Source organism: Comamonas halotolerans, assembly GCF_030162935.1.
In the GTDB taxonomy this organism is placed as follows: Bacteria; Pseudomonadota; Gammaproteobacteria; order Burkholderiales; family Burkholderiaceae_C; genus Comamonas; species Comamonas halotolerans.
The window spans coordinates 57,975-73,323 of sequence record NZ_JASAUZ010000003.1 but is presented as its reverse complement, the minus strand read 5'-3'; the positions used below and the strand labels follow the sequence as shown (position 1 = coordinate 73,323).

At 53.1% G+C, this 15,349-nt stretch carries 24 protein-coding genes; 9 read left to right on the top strand and 15 right to left on the bottom strand.

Going from position 1 to position 15,349, the window contains the following annotated elements; translation table 11 throughout:
- The 12 genes from QEP11_RS04425 to QEP11_RS04370 all read right to left on the bottom strand — a co-directional run bounded on the left by QEP11_RS04425 (nt 1) and on the right by QEP11_RS04370 (nt 8,023).
- Nucleotides 1-1,461 carry a terminase large subunit domain-containing protein gene (locus tag QEP11_RS04425; protein WP_284335426.1) on the bottom strand — a complete coding sequence of 487 codons (1,461 nt, stop codon included), beginning with the start codon at nt 1,459-1,461 and terminating at the stop codon, nt 1-3.
- Nucleotides 1,458-2,138, bottom strand: coding sequence for a hypothetical protein (locus QEP11_RS04420; protein WP_284335425.1), 681 nt, complete (start codon nt 2,136-2,138; stop codon nt 1,458-1,460). Before QEP11_RS04420 ends, QEP11_RS04425 begins: the two co-directional genes overlap by 4 nt.
- Before the next feature lie 90 nt (nt 2,139-2,228).
- Nucleotides 2,229-2,786, bottom strand: a complete 558-nt coding sequence (locus tag QEP11_RS04415) for a hypothetical protein (RefSeq protein WP_284335424.1) — start codon at nt 2,784-2,786, stop codon at nt 2,229-2,231.
- Complete coding sequence (locus QEP11_RS04410; protein ID WP_284335423.1) at nt 2,783-3,256, bottom strand: DUF1367 family protein; 474 nt, start codon at nt 3,254-3,256, stop codon at nt 2,783-2,785. Before QEP11_RS04410 ends, QEP11_RS04415 begins: the two co-directional genes overlap by 4 nt.
- Entirely contained in the window at nt 3,253-3,741 is a 489-nt protein-coding gene (locus tag QEP11_RS04405) for a RusA family crossover junction endodeoxyribonuclease (protein ID WP_284335422.1), read from the bottom strand. The genes QEP11_RS04410 and QEP11_RS04405 overlap by 4 nt, the downstream gene beginning before the upstream one ends.
- Nucleotides 3,738-4,091: a hypothetical protein gene (locus QEP11_RS04400; protein ID WP_284335421.1), complete on the bottom strand. Its 354-nt coding sequence runs from the start codon at nt 4,089-4,091 to the stop codon at nt 3,738-3,740. Before QEP11_RS04400 ends, QEP11_RS04405 begins: the two co-directional genes overlap by 4 nt.
- A gap of 263 nt (nt 4,092-4,354) precedes the next feature.
- The gene (locus QEP11_RS04395; RefSeq protein WP_284335420.1) at nt 4,355-5,332 is read right to left on the bottom strand and encodes a DnaB-like helicase C-terminal domain-containing protein; all 978 of its coding nucleotides are present in this window, start codon (nt 5,330-5,332) and stop codon (nt 4,355-4,357) included.
- Nucleotides 5,310-5,681 (bottom strand): hypothetical protein, encoded by a 372-nt coding sequence (locus tag QEP11_RS04390; RefSeq protein WP_284335419.1) that lies wholly within the window; start codon nt 5,679-5,681, stop codon nt 5,310-5,312. Before QEP11_RS04390 ends, QEP11_RS04395 begins: the two co-directional genes overlap by 23 nt.
- Nucleotides 5,681-6,505 (bottom strand): hypothetical protein, encoded by an 825-nt coding sequence (locus QEP11_RS04385; RefSeq protein WP_284335418.1) that lies wholly within the window; start codon nt 6,503-6,505, stop codon nt 5,681-5,683. Before QEP11_RS04385 ends, QEP11_RS04390 begins: the two co-directional genes overlap by 1 nt.
- Before the next feature lie 2 nt (nt 6,506-6,507).
- Nucleotides 6,508-6,681 (bottom strand): hypothetical protein, encoded by a 174-nt coding sequence (locus tag QEP11_RS04380; protein WP_284335417.1) that lies wholly within the window; start codon nt 6,679-6,681, stop codon nt 6,508-6,510.
- 175 nt (nt 6,682-6,856) lie between these two features.
- Nucleotides 6,857-7,132, bottom strand: coding sequence for a hypothetical protein (locus QEP11_RS04375; RefSeq protein ID WP_284335416.1), 276 nt, complete (start codon nt 7,130-7,132; stop codon nt 6,857-6,859).
- 150 nt (nt 7,133-7,282) lie between these two features.
- Nucleotides 7,283-8,023: a hypothetical protein gene (locus tag QEP11_RS04370; protein ID WP_284335415.1), complete on the bottom strand. Its 741-nt coding sequence runs from the start codon at nt 8,021-8,023 to the stop codon at nt 7,283-7,285.
- Nucleotides 8,024-8,107: 84 nt separating this feature from the next.
- Between QEP11_RS04370 and QEP11_RS04365 the strand changes: the two genes are divergently transcribed.
- A complete protein-coding gene (locus tag QEP11_RS04365) occupies nt 8,108-8,329 on the top strand; it encodes a hypothetical protein (RefSeq protein WP_284335414.1) in 222 nt (73 codons plus the stop codon).
- A 233-nt stretch (nt 8,330-8,562) separates the two neighbouring features.
- On the opposite strand, the gene QEP11_RS04360 is transcribed toward QEP11_RS04365, so the two are convergent.
- Nucleotides 8,563-8,766 carry a Cro/CI family transcriptional regulator gene (locus QEP11_RS04360; protein WP_284335413.1) on the bottom strand — a complete coding sequence of 68 codons (204 nt, stop codon included), beginning with the start codon at nt 8,764-8,766 and terminating at the stop codon, nt 8,563-8,565.
- Between the two features lie 71 nt (nt 8,767-8,837).
- Between QEP11_RS04360 and QEP11_RS04355 the strand changes: the two genes are divergently transcribed.
- The 4 genes from QEP11_RS04355 to QEP11_RS04340 all read left to right on the top strand — a co-directional run bounded on the left by QEP11_RS04355 (nt 8,838) and on the right by QEP11_RS04340 (nt 12,064).
- Nucleotides 8,838-9,512, top strand: coding sequence for a LexA family protein (locus QEP11_RS04355; RefSeq protein WP_284335412.1), 675 nt, complete (start codon nt 8,838-8,840; stop codon nt 9,510-9,512).
- Nucleotides 9,513-9,781: 269 nt separating this feature from the next.
- Entirely contained in the window at nt 9,782-10,051 is a 270-nt protein-coding gene (locus QEP11_RS04350; RefSeq protein WP_284335411.1) for a DUF2789 family protein, read from the top strand.
- Nucleotides 10,052-11,304: 1,253 nt separating this feature from the next.
- Nucleotides 11,305-11,511: a hypothetical protein gene (locus QEP11_RS04345; protein ID WP_284335410.1), complete on the top strand. Its 207-nt coding sequence runs from the start codon at nt 11,305-11,307 to the stop codon at nt 11,509-11,511.
- A gap of 139 nt (nt 11,512-11,650) precedes the next feature.
- Nucleotides 11,651-12,064, top strand: a complete 414-nt coding sequence (locus QEP11_RS04340; protein ID WP_284335409.1) for a hypothetical protein — start codon at nt 11,651-11,653, stop codon at nt 12,062-12,064.
- Between the two features lie 70 nt (nt 12,065-12,134).
- Here the strand turns inward: QEP11_RS04340 and QEP11_RS04335 are convergent, their stop codons facing one another.
- A complete protein-coding gene (locus tag QEP11_RS04335; RefSeq protein WP_284335408.1) occupies nt 12,135-12,323 on the bottom strand; it encodes a hypothetical protein in 189 nt (62 codons plus the stop codon).
- Between the two features lie 462 nt (nt 12,324-12,785).
- The gene (locus tag QEP11_RS04330) at nt 12,786-12,983 is read right to left on the bottom strand and encodes a hypothetical protein (RefSeq protein WP_284335407.1); all 198 of its coding nucleotides are present in this window, start codon (nt 12,981-12,983) and stop codon (nt 12,786-12,788) included.
- 788 nt (nt 12,984-13,771) lie between these two features.
- Here QEP11_RS04330 and QEP11_RS04320 point away from each other — a divergent pair.
- From QEP11_RS04320 to QEP11_RS04305, 4 genes are all read left to right on the top strand, one after another.
- On the top strand, nt 13,772-14,116 hold the full coding sequence (locus QEP11_RS04320; RefSeq protein WP_284335406.1) for an RNA recognition motif domain-containing protein: 345 nt from the start codon (nt 13,772-13,774) through the stop codon (nt 14,114-14,116).
- A 208-nt stretch (nt 14,117-14,324) separates the two neighbouring features.
- Nucleotides 14,325-14,678, top strand: coding sequence for a hypothetical protein (locus QEP11_RS04315; RefSeq protein ID WP_284335405.1), 354 nt, complete (start codon nt 14,325-14,327; stop codon nt 14,676-14,678).
- Entirely contained in the window at nt 14,668-14,808 is a 141-nt protein-coding gene (locus QEP11_RS04310) for a hypothetical protein (protein WP_284335404.1), read from the top strand. The genes QEP11_RS04315 and QEP11_RS04310 overlap by 11 nt, the downstream gene beginning before the upstream one ends.
- A gap of 409 nt (nt 14,809-15,217) precedes the next feature.
- On the top strand, nt 15,218-15,349 hold the full coding sequence (locus QEP11_RS04305; RefSeq protein WP_284335403.1) for a hypothetical protein: 132 nt from the start codon (nt 15,218-15,220) through the stop codon (nt 15,347-15,349).

Sequence of the window (15,349 nt, the reverse complement as noted above, 5' to 3'; positions counted from 1 at the left end):
TCAGTACCCTATTTCTCGATCTAAAGGAGCCCACCCGCCGCCCGTGGAGCGTGTCGGTGCTGGTTTGGTAATGGCCTTGCGTTTCATCATCAAGGCGTAGCGACTCGCGCTCATCAGGTCATCGATCTTCTTGACCACCTTGCCGTCTTTGCGGTGGTAGAGCCGAAACTCGCTGAACCAGTCTTCCAGATGGCTGAATACCTTCCAGCGCCCGGTTTGCATGCGCTCGAGCATGTCCATCAGGCCAGCCTCTACACCATTGCTGCCGTCTTCAAACGTGGCTCGATCCTTGAGCATCTTCAAACCTGCTGCTGCGTACTGCACTGCCAACTGCTCGCCAGAGCCTTTGTCGTGCTGTAAGCCGTCATGGGGCCATGCCGTTGGCACCCAATCACCCCATGCCTTGATCGTTGCAGCGTGCACAACTGGCACAGCCTCTTTCTGGCGGTGCGTGTTGACCACATAGATGCAATCGTTGTCGCGGTCCCATGCAAGCTGCACGGCGGCACTTGGGTGGTCCCAGCCGAAGTCCAGCCCATTGATGCGTGGCCAATGCGGCGGTACAGGAAATGACGGCACCTTGATGCTGTCCTCTTCGACAGGGAAGATGCGCCCACTACCCAATGTCGGGATACCTTTGGAGCGTGCTTCGCGTTCATGAGCGGGGTAGCTGGCCACAATCCGCTCTTTTTCCTCCTGGGTGTAGTGGTCCACATCCCAGATGGTCATACTGGTCACATTGCGGGTCTTGGCCCCAGCATCTTTGCCATCAGGCAGCAAGAAACGGCTCACCACTTCAGACATGCCCAGAAGCGGCGTAAACGTCAGTTGCACAAACTGCCCACGCATACCATTGTTGGTACGAGTCAATCCCTCCGTGTACACATCCAGGGGCGGCTCTTCGTCAAACCAAACACCATCAACTGTCGGCCCTTGCCACTTTTCACGCCCCTTCTCGTAGGACTTGAAGGCAATGATCGACTCGCCTGCCTGCACATCCCCGCCACCACCATGGCGTATTACAACGCTGTCGAGCAAGTCTGCAACACCCGTAGCCCGGGTGAAATCTTTGATCGCTTCACGCGGCACCATCCCGGTGCCCCATAGAGCCTGAATCGCTGGCGGGCCCAGCAGCATGCGCTGTGGGTTATCTCGGGTAGCTTCACTGGTTACAGAGCCAGCCCAAAAGAGCACAGGCTTGTCAAAGACCGCACCTTCCCACCAGTCCGGATAGCGGCCAGTAAGGTGCATGGCCCACTCAGCGCCCCCAGCCTTGGTCTTGCCAAGCTGGTTACCTGCCATGAAAAGCCGTTCATTGAACTTCGCACCAGCAGCATGGAACTCTCGTTGCTTGGCGTATGCACTGTATTGCTCTAACTGACGGCCCTGCAGCTCACGCTCCACCATGGCCAGCACAGCAGCCCTCTTCTGCTGAGTGAGGTCTTGGATTAACTGATTCATTGCCCGCCACCTTTTAGGGCTTGAGCCACAGCCAGCAGCTCCTTGGTGGTGAAGGCTTCCAGTCCTGGCGGCGGTGGCTCAGGCATCTCCTCACGGATACCAAAGGCCTGTCGCTCCAGTGCAACCAGCACCTTCAGCGATTCGGACAGAGAGCGCATCACGCTAGAGCGCCCCTGAAGTGATGCAGCCTTTGTGGCCGCTTCAGCCAGCTTTGCGCGCTTGTCCTTGGTCATTTCCTCCGGTGGCGTGCTGCGCAGGATCTCAGCGGCCTCCGCGATCACTGAAGGATCAACGCTTTGCTGCTCCAGCTCGAGGATCATCCCTATGCAGATGTTGCGGGTGCGCTCGATGTCAGCACGATGAGCGAGACGCACACCTGCTTGAGTCAGCGCGTTGGCCTCGATCAATGTGTTTTCAGCAACTCGAACTGCTTTGGATACCTCTTTGGATACCGCTGCTTTGGATACCAGTGCGTCTGCCTTGGATTGAATCTTTTTAGAGAGATCACGCTCCCAGCCATCACGCTTTGCCCTTTTGTTGATGGCGCCATGGGAAATACTGTGTTCGTCAGCAATTTGGCGCAGGGTCTTCAAGCCAGCGCGGTAATCCAGCTCGATACGCTCCCAATCGATCTCGGGCTTTTTTGGGGATGGTTTGTTTCCTGTACTGCTTGCCATGCCCCGAAGTGTGGGGACAGCAGTCTATCTAAGCGAACCCTAGAGGGGGATCGGAATGCCCGCACGTTTTGGGAGCGGGTTTGCAAAGCCTTAACCCACGGAGACAGCATCTACAGCATCAAAACTCAGGCTGGTCTGGGCTGGGCGCTCGGCAATTGTTCGGAGCAGCCTAGCTTTTTCTGCCTCCAGGTCATTGATCCGCTGTGTCAACTCACGTTTTGCGGTTTTGAGTTCCAGCATCAGGTCTTGCGAAACAACGCCAAACTGGTACTTCATTTCAAGCATGGCCACCTGGGCATAGTTGCCAGACAGCCGCTCTGCGATCTTGCGCGCCACCCGGGGATCGTTGATAACCAGCTTGCCGCAATCATCCACCTCGATGATTAGAGAATTGTCTTCACCGATGTCCGTGAAGTACACATTGGGCATCTTGCCAATACCCTTGGCCAGCTCGTAGACACCTGGTCGAACGCGCCGAAGCGTCCCCTCTTCATCAACCATGCGAGAGACATGATCGTCAATAATGTGCATCGTTAGACCAGTCGTGGCCTGCAGATTTTCTCGTGTGATGACGTGCTCCTGGCCTACCAACTCATTGATAGCATCCAGAACTATTTGTCGACTGTTTCTGGTATCTTTGTTGCTCATCGGCGCAGGTCCTCCAAGAAACTGGTCAAACAATTCCACTGCTGTTGGCTGCCAAGCCCAGGCCAAAGCACCTCCAAAGCGCGGTCTGTGTACAGAAACTCGTCCACCTTGCGGTTGAGCTCCATAAACTCGGCCTGGTCCATCGCATCGAAGGCCATGCTTTGCGGAACTGCACGCAGCTCACCGCCCACGCCTGGGATGTAGTCGCAATACCCCGCCCCCATCAGCAACCAGGCACGCAGGTGATCCAACTCTGCGAACGTCTCTGTGCGCTCCAGCAGCACCTGCAGCTTGCGAAAGAATCTGCGGTGACTTACTGGATCGCGTGGCAAGAAGAAGGTAAATCCCAGGGTGTCTCCTATATCCAGCGCCTTGAGTCTGGACTTGAAACGATCCCAAGCACGCTGCCCTTTTGGATCAAGGCCTTGCAGCTTGCCGTCTTGGCCTTTGGTCAAAACGAGGCGACTCATGCCAATGTCTCCAGCAAGTCACCCTGCTCTTGCGCGGCCATGGCTGGAGCAATGGGGGTAATGGTCACCACCAGCTTTCCACCGTCAACGGGCGTGCCGCGCTTTGAGTGAATATCCCATGCCCGCTTGTCATCCTCAAATACCACGCCTTTAAGTGCATCAATGGTCACCTTTTGGGCGTTGTCCAGGTCCATGCACTGCACGGTGTCCTCCCATCCGCAGGGGTCACGCTTCATGCGACGGTGAGCGTCTTGCGGGCAGTGAGGGTGCAAGATGATCAACAGATTGAAACGTCCTTGAAATGGAGTTCGCACACCAGCTTGGCGGGCCAGCCACTGCACCTTCTCTTTGAAGGCCTTGGCCTCCGGGGTGACGTAAATCATCGCCGTGGGCTTGAGAGCACCCTTCATTTTGATGATGCGGGTAGCCCAGTACCTGTTACTAGAGACAGGATAGGGAAGCGTGAGAGTAATGGCAGGCATCATTTCAGCGCCTCCTCTGGTGTTGCGCCACGGCGGATACGTCCATACACCCTGTCTGGGTTGAGGCCAAGCTCGATGCACCAATCTTTGACGCACTTGGTCACACCATTGCGCTCAATCAGAATCGTTGAACGACGGTTGCGCTGCTGCTGCTCCATCGTTGCCCAAACACAGTTGAGAGGCTCATAGTGGCCATTGGTATCTTTTCGCTCGATGGTGTGCCCAGCAGGCCTTTCACCCATATCAGCCAAGAAATTTTCAAAACTTTCATTCCAGCGATCGCAAACCTTGATCCCTCTGCCACCGTAGTTTGCGTATTCATCGCTACCGGGATAGTTGCAACGCTGCTTCATGGCGCACCAGCTGTTGTAAGTTGGTGTCCCCTTCATGCGATGCGTGGCCTTTGCCTCACCCTTGATGCAGCCGCATGATTTTGTGTGGCCGCTGGTCATGCGAAAAAGTGCAACGACCTTCTCTTTTCCGCATTCGCAAATGCAGTGCCATTGAGTTCGACCGAACTTGTCGTTGTCGGCTCGAGATTTGATAGTTAAGCGCCCAAATTTGGCACTCACAGGGTACGGAAGCGTAAGAGTGATCATGCTTTCTTGCTCCTGTTTTATTCGTCGGTGTCTGGCGTATACAGCTTCAAAGGGTCAGCGCCGCACGTGCCCACAAATTGCTGGGACTGCTTTTCAAACCACAGGCCTATCGAGCCCTCCCACTCACCATTGCGTTGCTTTTCCCAAAGAAGAAAGGTGTCTGGTTCTTTGGCATCCATTTCCTCGGTCAGCTTGTTGTCTTCGCGCTTGCGTTCCTTAGCCCTGTTACGCCAGACCAGGATCACGTTGTCGGCCAAATCGGAGATCGCACCAGAGCCCTTGAGGTCGTACTTGTTAGGCCGATGCTCGTCGTTAGCTGGCTTTTTGATGTGGTGCACCAAGTGGATGTGGATGCTGTAATCACGGGCAATCGCTGTCAGTTCGTCCACAAAGCGCTTTTGGCCGTTGTAATCATCCTCATCGGGGACACACTTCATCAGGCTGTCGATAAAAACGTGTTTGACCTTCAGCACCTTGGCGGCATAACGGCACATGGCCACAACCTGGCTTGGAACCACCGTGCCCTGCTGGTCGTACAACCACAGCTTGTCTAGCGTCCAATCGCGGAACTGCTCATAAATACCCACGATGTGCTTGATGCCAGGCGCGCTGCCAACCCACTTCGGGTGTCGGGGGTTCTCGCCAGACCATTGGCGTGCCATTCGAGCCAGCGTGGTCTTTGGCTTCATCTCGAATGAAGCAATGCAAACAGGCTCACCTTGAGCGCACAGGCTCAGGGCTATCATGCCGGTCACCAACGACTTGCCGTTTCCATTGGCGCCAGCCCACAGCGTCAACTCACCAGGGCGGAACTCACCCAGAGCATGAGTCTTGCGCCAGGGCAGCTTTGCAGCCTTTGCACACTTTTGTGGATTCAGGATCTGGTCGATCAGTGCTTGCACCCACACGGATGCCTCGACCACCTTCTGCTGGACGTCTGTCTCTTGCTCGTACGCAGCGAAGTCGATGTCATCAAGCTGGAATACGTTTGCCATTGCCGCCCTCTTCGTTTTTGTAAAGCCAGATTTCAGACTTGCGGCAGCAGGCCAATGCTTTGGGCTGCACTTTGCGAATTGCAGTGAAGAGACGTTTTGCGCGGTCATCGCTTCGACCTGCCTGCAAGTGAACGGTCATACCCACCAAGCAGCGGAAATCCAAAACCTCGATAACGTCATCTGCGCCCACGGCAATGTGGGGCTGCAGCGGCCCACCACTTGGCGCAAAACCGTGCCAGTTGCGGGAGAGCCAGTCACCGATGGGGGAATCGATGTCCAGCACCCATGCCGTGTCGTTGGGCAAAACGCCACCACGGCGCATGTCGATCAGGGGTTGGTGGCCGCACATCACACGAAGCTCCCAACACCCGAGCCTGCAGGCTGTTGCTGACCAACGTAGCCGCCAGCACGGGGGGCACGGTCTTGCTCTTTGCTCAGCCAGCGCACGATGAATGCATCCACGCCACGCGAAGTTTTACGGTTGGCTTTGTTCGCCAAGCACCAAGCACGGATCTCGCGAAGCTTTTGCAGCACGTCAATCGCTGGGTACGTCAAAGCCCACTCGTCGACCATGCCCTGCGTCACGGGGTACTCGGTTCCGTCGTTCAAGGGAATGTTCACCAAAGCCTCGATCTGGCCTTGGCTGCCTCCAACCAGGTCAAGTTCGATAGGTGAAGCTGGCGTTGAGTTCGACGCGTCGAGCTCGGCGCTATCCTCCTTCCCTTCCTTTCCTTTCCCTTCCCCTTGAGTGGCGTGGCCTTCGCGTGGTTCACGCGTGCCGTTCGCGTGGACATCGCGTGAATCTCCCGTGCAAGTGCTTGATTTATTTAAGTTCTCAGGCGGCGCTGGGATTTCTGATGCGACTTCCTTGTTGTTTATGGTCTGGTGCCGCTTGAACGACGGAATCTCGCCAAAAACCTCTCCATTTATCGCGTACTTCACGACAAAGCCACGCGTGATTAACGCGTCAAGCACGCGTGAAAAGTCCACCATGTCATAAGGCAGCACGTCTAACTTCAAAGCACGGGGACGCCACTTAAAGCGACCTTCACGATCACAGCATGTGAATAAGCCAACAAAGGCGATGCGGATGGGAAGACCTGTTTGCTCTTCCAGCTCAAAGAGATCTTCGTGCTTGAAAAGCTCGGGTTTTACGGTACGAATTCGCGCCATGGTTAATCCTCCTGGCTTCGCAGGCTTGCAACCACTTTCAGCAAGCGATACATTCGCGCCTTGAAGTGCTGTGCTTTTGATTGATGTCCTTGGCTGTGCGCTTCAGCCAATTTCACGCCTGCACGCTTTGCGAGAGCCTGCAGGCGTTTTTCTTTAGCGTAGAGAGCCATGCTCATATCGCGGCCCTCGCAATTCGCAGAGAGTGCAAACGCTCTTCTTGTTTGGGAATGTGGAAATAAGATTCCTTCGCCGGTGCGTGCTGCTTTTTTCGGTCCCGTTGCAACTGCATGGCAATGGAAATAGCGGCTCTATCAAAAGCGGTAGAGCATTTGCTAGGTGGTTCGCTGCGCATTAGTCCACCTCTTTGCCAGAGGGATTTGGCTGCACGATGTCAGACACAAAGCTGACCCGCCTCAAACGCTGTTCCTGCACCATGCGTACATGTTCAAAACCGAAACATGCAATAGCGATCACGTGCTCCAGCCACTCAGATTCGGACCCAAACCCATCGTCCTTCCAGCGGCGGCGCACGGCCTCTTTAAGTTCGTCCGACACGCGGGCTTCCAGCTTTTCGGTCTTTTTGCCACCAATCGTGGCGCGGGCGAACATTGTTTTTTGATCTGTCATAGCTCAGACCTCTATGGAAATGGTGCCCGCCACACCCAGGGCTACGATGGTGTTGCTCACACAACCATCAATAGCCACATGGGGGTCAGGCATGAACAAAATTCTTTTTACGTACGACTTGAACAAGGAAGTCTCCGCACCAAAGCGCGCTCAATTGCGCGAAGCAATAACTGCGAAATTTCCAATTTGCTGGTCCAGGCTCACAACGACTTGGATCGTGGAAACATCACTGACTGCTGTGCATGTACGCGACTGGGTAGCGCAGCACTTGGACTCCAACGACGAGCTTTTTGTGGTGGACATCACTGGCAAACAAGCTGCTTGGCAAGGCTTCGATGTCATTGGCAACGAGTGGTTGACGGACGTACTCAATCGCTGATCGTCAGGTTGCAGCTTCAATGCCGCCTGGATGATGTACTCATCTTTTGGGTGGCATACCACCACCGCATCAGCGCGTAGCGTGGCTCCTATGTTTTCTCCAGAAAGAGCTGTTCCGGCTGGGAGCATGAAGGTTTGCAGCTCACCCATTGAAGGTGCTGACTTGTGGAGATCTAGATCCCAAGCCTTAGCAACAATCTCAGCGGGCGTGAAGGCATTGCCTAGAGCGCGAACGTGCAGCGCAGCCAACATCGCTTCGGCCTGCTGGACTGAAGCCTTCGTTGTAGCTTGTGCTTGTAGCTCCTGCTGTGGAATGAGTTCAGCAGCACCACATGGAGCCAGCGGTCGCGGCGCTTGGACAACCTCCTCTTGCGCAAATTCAGGAGGTTCGCCCTTGATCAACGGCCACACGCCGGGATGACATTCGATCTGCGTCGCGTGCTGAAGCTTGAAGGGAATACCGTTGCGCTTGCAGACCGTGCCTGCTGGTAGCGTGAAGGAAGAAGCATTCATACGTCAGGCCTCCATGGTTTGGGTGCCCGCCCTGCCTGGGCTACTATGGAAGTTCTCACACAACCATCGCCAAGGAGGGCAGGCATGAACAAATGCAATATCCAACTGGTGCTTCCGATAGAAGCAAAGGAAGTTTTTGGCAAGCACGCGATCCCCAAATTCATCGACGACTCCAACCCTCCGGTCGTTGGAGACCTGATAAGGTTGAACGGTCTCAAATTCGTGGTTAAGGAACGCACTTGGGATTTGGACATCAAGCCACCTACGCTTTTTCTGGAATTCGCGCTGCAAAGTGCCCAAAGCTAAAGGCAGCTGCATGCGGGTGTGCAATGTTCGAAGACCTGTACGAAGCCTCTAGTGACTCAATCAAGCGCTCAAAAAGCGGCACGAGTGCTGTTGTTGCCCCCGTAGGGCATGGCCTTAGAGGCGAACCAGGCGCATCTACACATTCAAGCTCTGGTGGCTCCCCCCTGATGAACGGCCATACGCTTGGAGGGCATTCAATCTGCGTGGCATGCCGTAGCTTGAAAGTGGAGAGGTCAGTCATGGCGCGCCATTTGAGTACTGCTATGCGCAGTCGATTCCGTTTGCTGCTTTCGATAGAGGGCAGCTTGAACACGGTCAATCAGACGTGCAGGTAGCTCTGCAGGCCATTGCGAGACCGCCTGCGAATTGATGCCTATGGCTTCAGCAGCCTTTGCCACAGAACCACCAAGCAAATCGATAGCTTCGGTTTTAGTCATGCCACCTATGTTAGAGCACTTACAGAGTAATTGCAAGCACTCTAACAAACATAGCAAGTAAGCTCTCTTACATGACAACTCTTCAAGACCGCATTGCCAAACTGATGGCAGAGACAGGAAAAACCGTTGGCGAGATTGCCGACATTGCTGGCGTCTCTTCATCGGCAGTTACGCAATGGAAAGATGGTCCAACGAAAAGCCTTAAGACCGCCCCTGCGACAAAGCTCGCAGCAGCGACTGGCTTTAGTGCAATGTGGATCGCAACAGGTGCAGGCCCTGAGAAAAGTGGTGTCGCGCCTTTTGACGTCAATGCCAAGCCAACGCCGATGGGCATGCGTCCCTATCCCGTTATCTCCCATGTTCAAGCAGGCGCGCTGAAAGAGATAGCTGTGCCTTACGGCCCGGGTGATGGCTTTGATGTGGAATTTGGCGACGATGAGGCATCGCAGTGGTCATTCTTCTTGGAGATTGAAGGCGACTCAATGCTGCCTGATTTTCGTCCTGGTGATCGAGTGCTGATTGACCCTGATGTTCAGCCACGTCCTGGTGACTTCGTCGCTGCCCGCAGCACCAAACAAGAAGCCACATTCAAGAAGTACCGAGTGCGCGGTATAGATGAGGCCGGACATGAAGTCTTCGAGTTGGTGCCACTTAATAACGACTATCCCATCCTGCGCAGCGATGAGCGGCACCTTGTGGTGATTGGCACCATGATTGAGCACCGCAGGAAGTTTCGAAGAAAGTAGCGCACGCACACTACGCTGCGCCCCTCTCTATGTGTTCGCCTTCTGAATGGTGTTAAGTGCAGTGTGGCTAGCTTGGCAGCCGGTAGCAGCGCAGTGATTGCACTAGCTGCCGCAGTAGCTCCTATCACTGCCGCTGAACTAGATCAGTCTAAAAAAGCCCACTTCGCACGCACATTCAGCAATCTCATTACTCGCTACCAACCCTTACAGACAAAATCTGTAAAAAGGATCATCATGGTAGCCTGATTCACTTAAAGCACGGGGGGTTTATGTCCATGACACCAGGTGACGCACAACCCAGCTTTACGAGCTTATTTGAGCAATTAGGATTAGCCTGCGATCCAGATAGCATCGCTCAGTTCATTGAAAAGCATCGTATTTTGCATGAGGCCCTACACATCTATGAAGCCCCCTTCTGGACGTCGCAGCAGGCGGCCATGCTTAAGGAAGATCTTGCCGATGACGCCGATTGGTCTATCGTTATCGATCAACTCAACCTTGCTCTACGTGAAAGACCTTATGACCTGGCAATGACATAGTGCTTGCGCCATTCCAGTAGAAACTTCCAACCAACCGTCGCCCGCCTCAAGCGGGTTTTTTTTTGTCCGAGTGGTATGAAATCTTCAGATTAAATATTAGTACTCTAAAAATATTTCGTAAGCACACTTGACTTTGCGTTGTTAGCATGCTTACACTCAACTCCATCGCAGCACACCACGCGAACACCCAAGGCCCAGCGATCCGGGGCCGAAGCTGAAAGGAAGCACAGGCGGGGTTAGCTCCTAAAGGGGGCGATGCAGTAGGTGCACCAACGCGATGGGCCCCGAGTGATCGAGCCAGGTAGCCCATGTCATTAACAAGCGGCGAGAGAGTGATTTAGAGAGGCGGCAAGCATGTAAGCGCATGCATGGAAAGTCAGGCCGTTGGTGAGGGTGAGGCAAACACCACGCATGAAGCCTCATCGAATACCGCTGTTGCGTGGATAACGCCTGAGCAGGAGTCGCGCCCTGCCTGCCTCCCTAAATCACTTTCAGCCAGACATAGAGCGAGTAATAGCCAACGCAGTGCATCACAGCGAAGGCGCGGGTAAACCCGTCTCCAAGCCGCAAAGTCGGTACACGGAGCAAGCAGAAAGTCTACGGACAGGATGCACGCGGCAGGTCACACCGCGTGAGACCAATGAGACGCCTATTCAGTGCGGGCGAAAGCACTTAACAACTGGCAGCTACGCGCTGCGAAGGAGAAAACATGCGAGATGGTTGGGACGGTTGACCCGTCCAGGCACCTGCAAGTCGGCAGCGCAGGAAGCCTAGCGAAACAGGCAAAGGATCAAATTTGGCAGACGGGTTGAGGAGCCACCTTCCCTCTTATCCCCAAGTGACGCCACCTAAGCATACGCACCGAGCAATCGGCGCTGCCCTGAGCGAGATCAGGGCAAACCAAAGACCTGTGACAGAGGGCTTCGGTTTGAAAGTTACCTGCACTTACCAAGTAGATGTAAAGCACGCACTATTGGCAGCAAAAGCGAGTACTGTGGGGCTTGGTAGTCAAACTTTTTTACTATTTTTTTCAATTGGAGGTCTTATGTCCTGGTTACAAAAATACTTTCCCTCGTTCTGCAGCTACTTTCAGTGCAATTCAAGCGACACAACCGAACCATCTGAACATCCAACGTCGGCAGAAAATGTGCCTAACACAAAGGAAAAAAGTGACTCTCAGCCAGAGCCCCTCAAAAAGGGCTCATCACTCAGTGCAGCACAGCTGGATTACTAAGCACCGAGTGCCTTTAGGCATGGCACTCTCTCGAACATACACAGGAAATGACAAGATGACAGAATCTAAACAACAAAGCCAACAACGCAAGTCAGAGGAACGCACCAAAGACAAACTTGCTGAGCAAAAAACAAATTTGAAACCTTCTCCAGCGCACCAATCAACCTTTGACAAAGGACACCCAGGTCAGGGTCCTTTAGAAAAAATTGAAGATGCGTATGAATAACAATGTTGCTTTTCAATAGAAACGTTGAAGTAGCGGGATGATTTTCCAAGAATTGACCTACCTATAACAGGTTTTTTCTACCATTTAAAAAGTAGCTTCCAAAAAGAAGCCTGCTCTTTAAAAATAACAGGGGACAGTCATGAGTGAAACAAGGCAATGGAGAGTCGGAGATTTTGAAGGTGCATGGCGAATGCCTACACATAAAGAGTTGCATTTTTTTGCAATAAGCGCCTTAGCCAAGTTATGGCGAATTCCTATTTATGAAGACAAAGCCTTCACATCGACGCAGGCAATTATTGATCAACAGGGCGAAACTATAGCCTTTGCAGTGAATGAATATAAAGATTTCTCACACCCACCTGAAGACCAAAGGTTACAAGCTAACGCACGCTTAATCGCCGCAGCGCCTGATTTACTTGAAGCCTTGAAAGCAATGGAATACGCAATGTCCCACGCTCCCAATCCTCATATGACGAAGGAAATGCGCGATCAAGGAAACAATGCGATCATTTCAGCCCGTGCCGCAATTGCCAAGGCCAAGGCGATCTCATAGCTCCTTAAACATTTCCTATCAGAGTGCTCACTGCCCTCTCCACATACTTGAAGAGGAGCCTCAAGTAACCTCACGTAGGAGGATTCATATTTTGGACTTCCAAGGACAGCAACTGCAATTCCTGTGGGGATAACGGTGCAGATATATCGATATCATTTAACCTGCCCAAAGCAGGTTTTTTATCTTTTAAAAGTCCTTTATGGAATTTCACAACGTGCAGTATTGGTACCAGAGAAATAATATTCACTTCGTAGCTCATCTATCTCTTAATCAGCCCTACTAAAAAACATCGTTACTTACATATTCGCACAACGCAGGTATTGCTTAAGCCTCATTATGAAGACGTAGAAGTTATTTTGACTTTTACAAACGCCTAGGAGGCACACAATGACACAAACTACACAAACCGACCCCAAAAACACAAGCCAGAAACCTGGAGAAGTTGAGCAATCTGCTTCAGAAAAGCAGCATTCCGGTCAGATTCAAGAAAAGAAGCAAGACGACGCGTCCAAACAGCAAAAATAAACTGCTGAGAATGACGCATAAATCAAGCTAAAACTTAAAACTTCAGTTTCATAACCCGCCTTGAGCGGGTTTTTTTTCAGAAGCAAAACAGCCTCCGATCAGAGGCTGCATCTATTCGAAGTAGTCAACTTCAGAGCTAATTCAGAAGTTAGACAGATGGGATATCCGCCAACAAAAAATAGTTACGGTGGGCTGGCTAAATCTTAAAGCCACGTCTGTCCGGCTTCTTGGTCACCCCAGTTCGAATCTGATCAATTGCAAGCTTGAAGCGACTGAATTTTTCATTGAGCTGCGGGTAGTCGTTGTGGAGTATTTTCATCTCCGCTTGAGCGGCTGCATTGCCAGCCATCGACAACGCCCATATCAACTTGACCTTGTGGGTAGTGATGTTCATGAGTCTCCTTGTGCTGACAGTTTACGCATATGCCTATACCCGTGGTTGTAGCAAATAGGCGCCCGTTAGAAGCGTGTCCTCAAGGTGGTCAACAACCCCACCCTAGTGAAGATCTCGCCAAAACAACCTTCTGGATTCTCTTGGCTTATGTACGCATCCAGCCTCAGCCTACTGGCTTAGCCGGTACAGGGGAAGCTTGGGAACGAAGACCTTTAAAACTCACAAGAATTAAATTTATGTTTTTTATAGGAATACTGCATAATAGATTTCGTTGGCTAGCAAAGATAGATGCAAACACCAACAGCTCCACCAAGGCTTGTTCAGCCTTAGTCAAGCAACTTTTCGCGAAATCATTCGCACCGTTGGCTGTAGAGCAGCAGCCAAACGAGTAATCCAATGCTCTAGCAAGCAACCCAAGCTTGCGCTCTGATTGATCCAGATTACACAGCTACCAATTGCAATGGGCCAGTACTTCGTTACGCCCACATCACTGAAGACAAATTGCGGCCGCTTTCAGGCCTCATTCGCGCTTCAGCGCACAAAGCAGAACAGCAGCTACTGCCGAATTTTCCGCTTTGACAAGACTTTCACCACGACCGAAGCTGCCAAAATTTATGCCGTTACTCTCGGCTGGCTCCAGGCTTCTATGCCGCAAACCTCACCGTGTCGTTGAGCCACTAACAACCGGACTCACCAACATACCCAGGTTGTTAAGGTCACTGATCACGACAGCCACATCCAGACGACGCGTCATTTCTGGCACGTTCTTAATTAGAAAATAAATCCCAATGAGCAACAAAATTTACGTTGGCAATCTGCCTTACTCCGTCACTAACTCCAGCCTGGAAAGCAACTTTGCCGAATTCGGTAATGTGACATCGGCCAAGATCATGATGGATCGCGAAACCGGGCGATCCAAAGGTTTTGGTTTCGTAGAAATGGATTCCCTCGCCGCTTCCGAAGCTGCTATCAAGGCACTGAATGGGATGTCTGTAGATGGTCGATCAATCATCGTCAACATTGCCAAGCCTCGTGAAGAAGGCCGTGGCTCAGGTGGCCACCATGAATTCCGCGCCAGCAACCGCACCGGTGTCGGTTATGGCAATGGTGGGTACGGCGGCGGTCGCTACTAAACTGAGCCTAGCTACATGACACACTTCTTGAGGGTGTTTATTGGAACTGAAGCTACCGACTAAGCCTGCAAAAGGCTTCTAACGACAGAGGCTCGCCCTCAATACCCAATACCAACGTTCTTTAGAGAACCCCTAGATGGTTAATCGGCCATCTCTTCACCCCGCCCTGCGCAAGCACGGCGGGTTTTCTTCTATCCGGAGGCTCACTATGTTCATGACAGCAAACCCATGCGCAGACGCCGAGCGCTGGACCAACCAGCAAGACCGACGCGAAGCTCAAGCAGAAGCGCTGGAGATTGAGGCAGGCCGCATCGTGCTTGCGGAGCTATCAAACCTCAAGCCCACCGACTGGCACCGCGACATCGTCTCAGGGCCGCGCCCTTTCAGTCCTGATGAGCTGCTTGCAGAGGCGCTGGAAGTGGACGACGACACGCGCACAGCCATGGACATTCTGATGGCCTGCACATATCCAGAAGTGCGGCGCGTCATTGAATGCGCGGGACTTGTTCACGCCAAAGCCTTCTGGCGCGACATCGTAGGGAGCCGAGCAAATGACGTTTGATCTCAACCCTGGGCCTGCTGAAGCCGACTTTGGCCACACCCCGCCACCCACCTACCCCGAGCCGCGTAGCCCCGAAGAGGTTCGCGAGCTGCTGAAACCTACCGAAGAACACCAGAGTGAGGCGATATGAGCTACTGCCGTTACTACCCATGCTGGCAAAACCAGTGCAAAAAGGAATGCGAAGGCGAGTTCTGCGCAGCGCACTTGGGAAAGAAATGTAGCGTCTGCGGCGAGCAGGCAAGCAACGAGTGCGATCACACAGGCCAGTTCGTCTGCGGCACCCCGCTCTGCGACAACTGCGAAGGTCACACAGACACAAGCAAGCCGTCTGGAGGCTGGGGATTCATGAACCACACCCACCGCCGCAAAGAACAACCAGCCGCCCAATGAGGCGGCTTTTTCATGGAGACACCCATGCGATACATCTACACAGTGAACGGCCAGACCAGCGCGACCACTTTCCCCTCTCGACAAGCCGCATGCACTGCGGCTTTTCTTTTTGCGGGCCACGTCAAGGCTGTAGTGGGAGTGAGGCCGGCATGACCCCGCCCATAACCCTGCAGCACATCCCGCGCCGTCGCAAGCCCCGCAAGTACGGGGCTTTTCTTTTGTACGCCATCACCGTAGCTGCTGCGACTGTAACCGCCGGGTGCATGACGTTTGGAGGTTGA

Coding starts and splice junctions, on each gene's coding strand:
- QEP11_RS04425 (WP_284335426.1), bottom strand. CDS start 1,461: ATGAATCAGTTAATCCAAGACCTCACTCAGCAGAAGAGGGCTGCTGTG.
- QEP11_RS04420 (WP_284335425.1), bottom strand. CDS start 2,138: ATGGCAAGCAGTACAGGAAACAAACCATCCCCAAAAAAGCCCGAGATC.
- QEP11_RS04415 (WP_284335424.1), bottom strand. CDS start 2,786: ATGAGCAACAAAGATACCAGAAACAGTCGACAAATAGTTCTGGATGCT.
- QEP11_RS04410 (WP_284335423.1), bottom strand. CDS start 3,256: ATGAGTCGCCTCGTTTTGACCAAAGGCCAAGACGGCAAGCTGCAAGGC.
- QEP11_RS04405 (WP_284335422.1), bottom strand. CDS start 3,741: ATGATGCCTGCCATTACTCTCACGCTTCCCTATCCTGTCTCTAGTAAC.
- QEP11_RS04400 (WP_284335421.1), bottom strand. CDS start 4,091: ATGAAGCAGCGTTGCAACTATCCCGGTAGCGATGAATACGCAAACTAC.
- QEP11_RS04395 (WP_284335420.1), bottom strand. CDS start 5,332: ATGGCAAACGTATTCCAGCTTGATGACATCGACTTCGCTGCGTACGAG.
- QEP11_RS04390 (WP_284335419.1), bottom strand. CDS start 5,681: ATGTGCGGCCACCAACCCCTGATCGACATGCGCCGTGGTGGCGTTTTG.
- QEP11_RS04385 (WP_284335418.1), bottom strand. CDS start 6,505: ATGGCGCGAATTCGTACCGTAAAACCCGAGCTTTTCAAGCACGAAGAT.
- QEP11_RS04380 (WP_284335417.1), bottom strand. CDS start 6,681: ATGAGCATGGCTCTCTACGCTAAAGAAAAACGCCTGCAGGCTCTCGCA.
- QEP11_RS04375 (WP_284335416.1), bottom strand. CDS start 7,132: ATGACAGATCAAAAAACAATGTTCGCCCGCGCCACGATTGGTGGCAAA.
- QEP11_RS04370 (WP_284335415.1), bottom strand. CDS start 8,023: ATGAATGCTTCTTCCTTCACGCTACCAGCAGGCACGGTCTGCAAGCGC.
- QEP11_RS04365 (WP_284335414.1), top strand. CDS start 8,108: ATGAACAAATGCAATATCCAACTGGTGCTTCCGATAGAAGCAAAGGAA.
- QEP11_RS04360 (WP_284335413.1), bottom strand. CDS start 8,766: ATGACTAAAACCGAAGCTATCGATTTGCTTGGTGGTTCTGTGGCAAAG.
- QEP11_RS04355 (WP_284335412.1), top strand. CDS start 8,838: ATGACAACTCTTCAAGACCGCATTGCCAAACTGATGGCAGAGACAGGA.
- QEP11_RS04350 (WP_284335411.1), top strand. CDS start 9,782: ATGTCCATGACACCAGGTGACGCACAACCCAGCTTTACGAGCTTATTT.
- QEP11_RS04345 (WP_284335410.1), top strand. CDS start 11,305: ATGGCACTCTCTCGAACATACACAGGAAATGACAAGATGACAGAATCT.
- QEP11_RS04340 (WP_284335409.1), top strand. CDS start 11,651: ATGAGTGAAACAAGGCAATGGAGAGTCGGAGATTTTGAAGGTGCATGG.
- QEP11_RS04335 (WP_284335408.1), bottom strand. CDS start 12,323: ATGAGCTACGAAGTGAATATTATTTCTCTGGTACCAATACTGCACGTT.
- QEP11_RS04330 (WP_284335407.1), bottom strand. CDS start 12,983: ATGAACATCACTACCCACAAGGTCAAGTTGATATGGGCGTTGTCGATG.
- QEP11_RS04320 (WP_284335406.1), top strand. CDS start 13,772: ATGAGCAACAAAATTTACGTTGGCAATCTGCCTTACTCCGTCACTAAC.
- QEP11_RS04315 (WP_284335405.1), top strand. CDS start 14,325: ATGTTCATGACAGCAAACCCATGCGCAGACGCCGAGCGCTGGACCAAC.
- QEP11_RS04310 (WP_284335404.1), top strand. CDS start 14,668: ATGACGTTTGATCTCAACCCTGGGCCTGCTGAAGCCGACTTTGGCCAC.
- QEP11_RS04305 (WP_284335403.1), top strand. CDS start 15,218: ATGACCCCGCCCATAACCCTGCAGCACATCCCGCGCCGTCGCAAGCCC.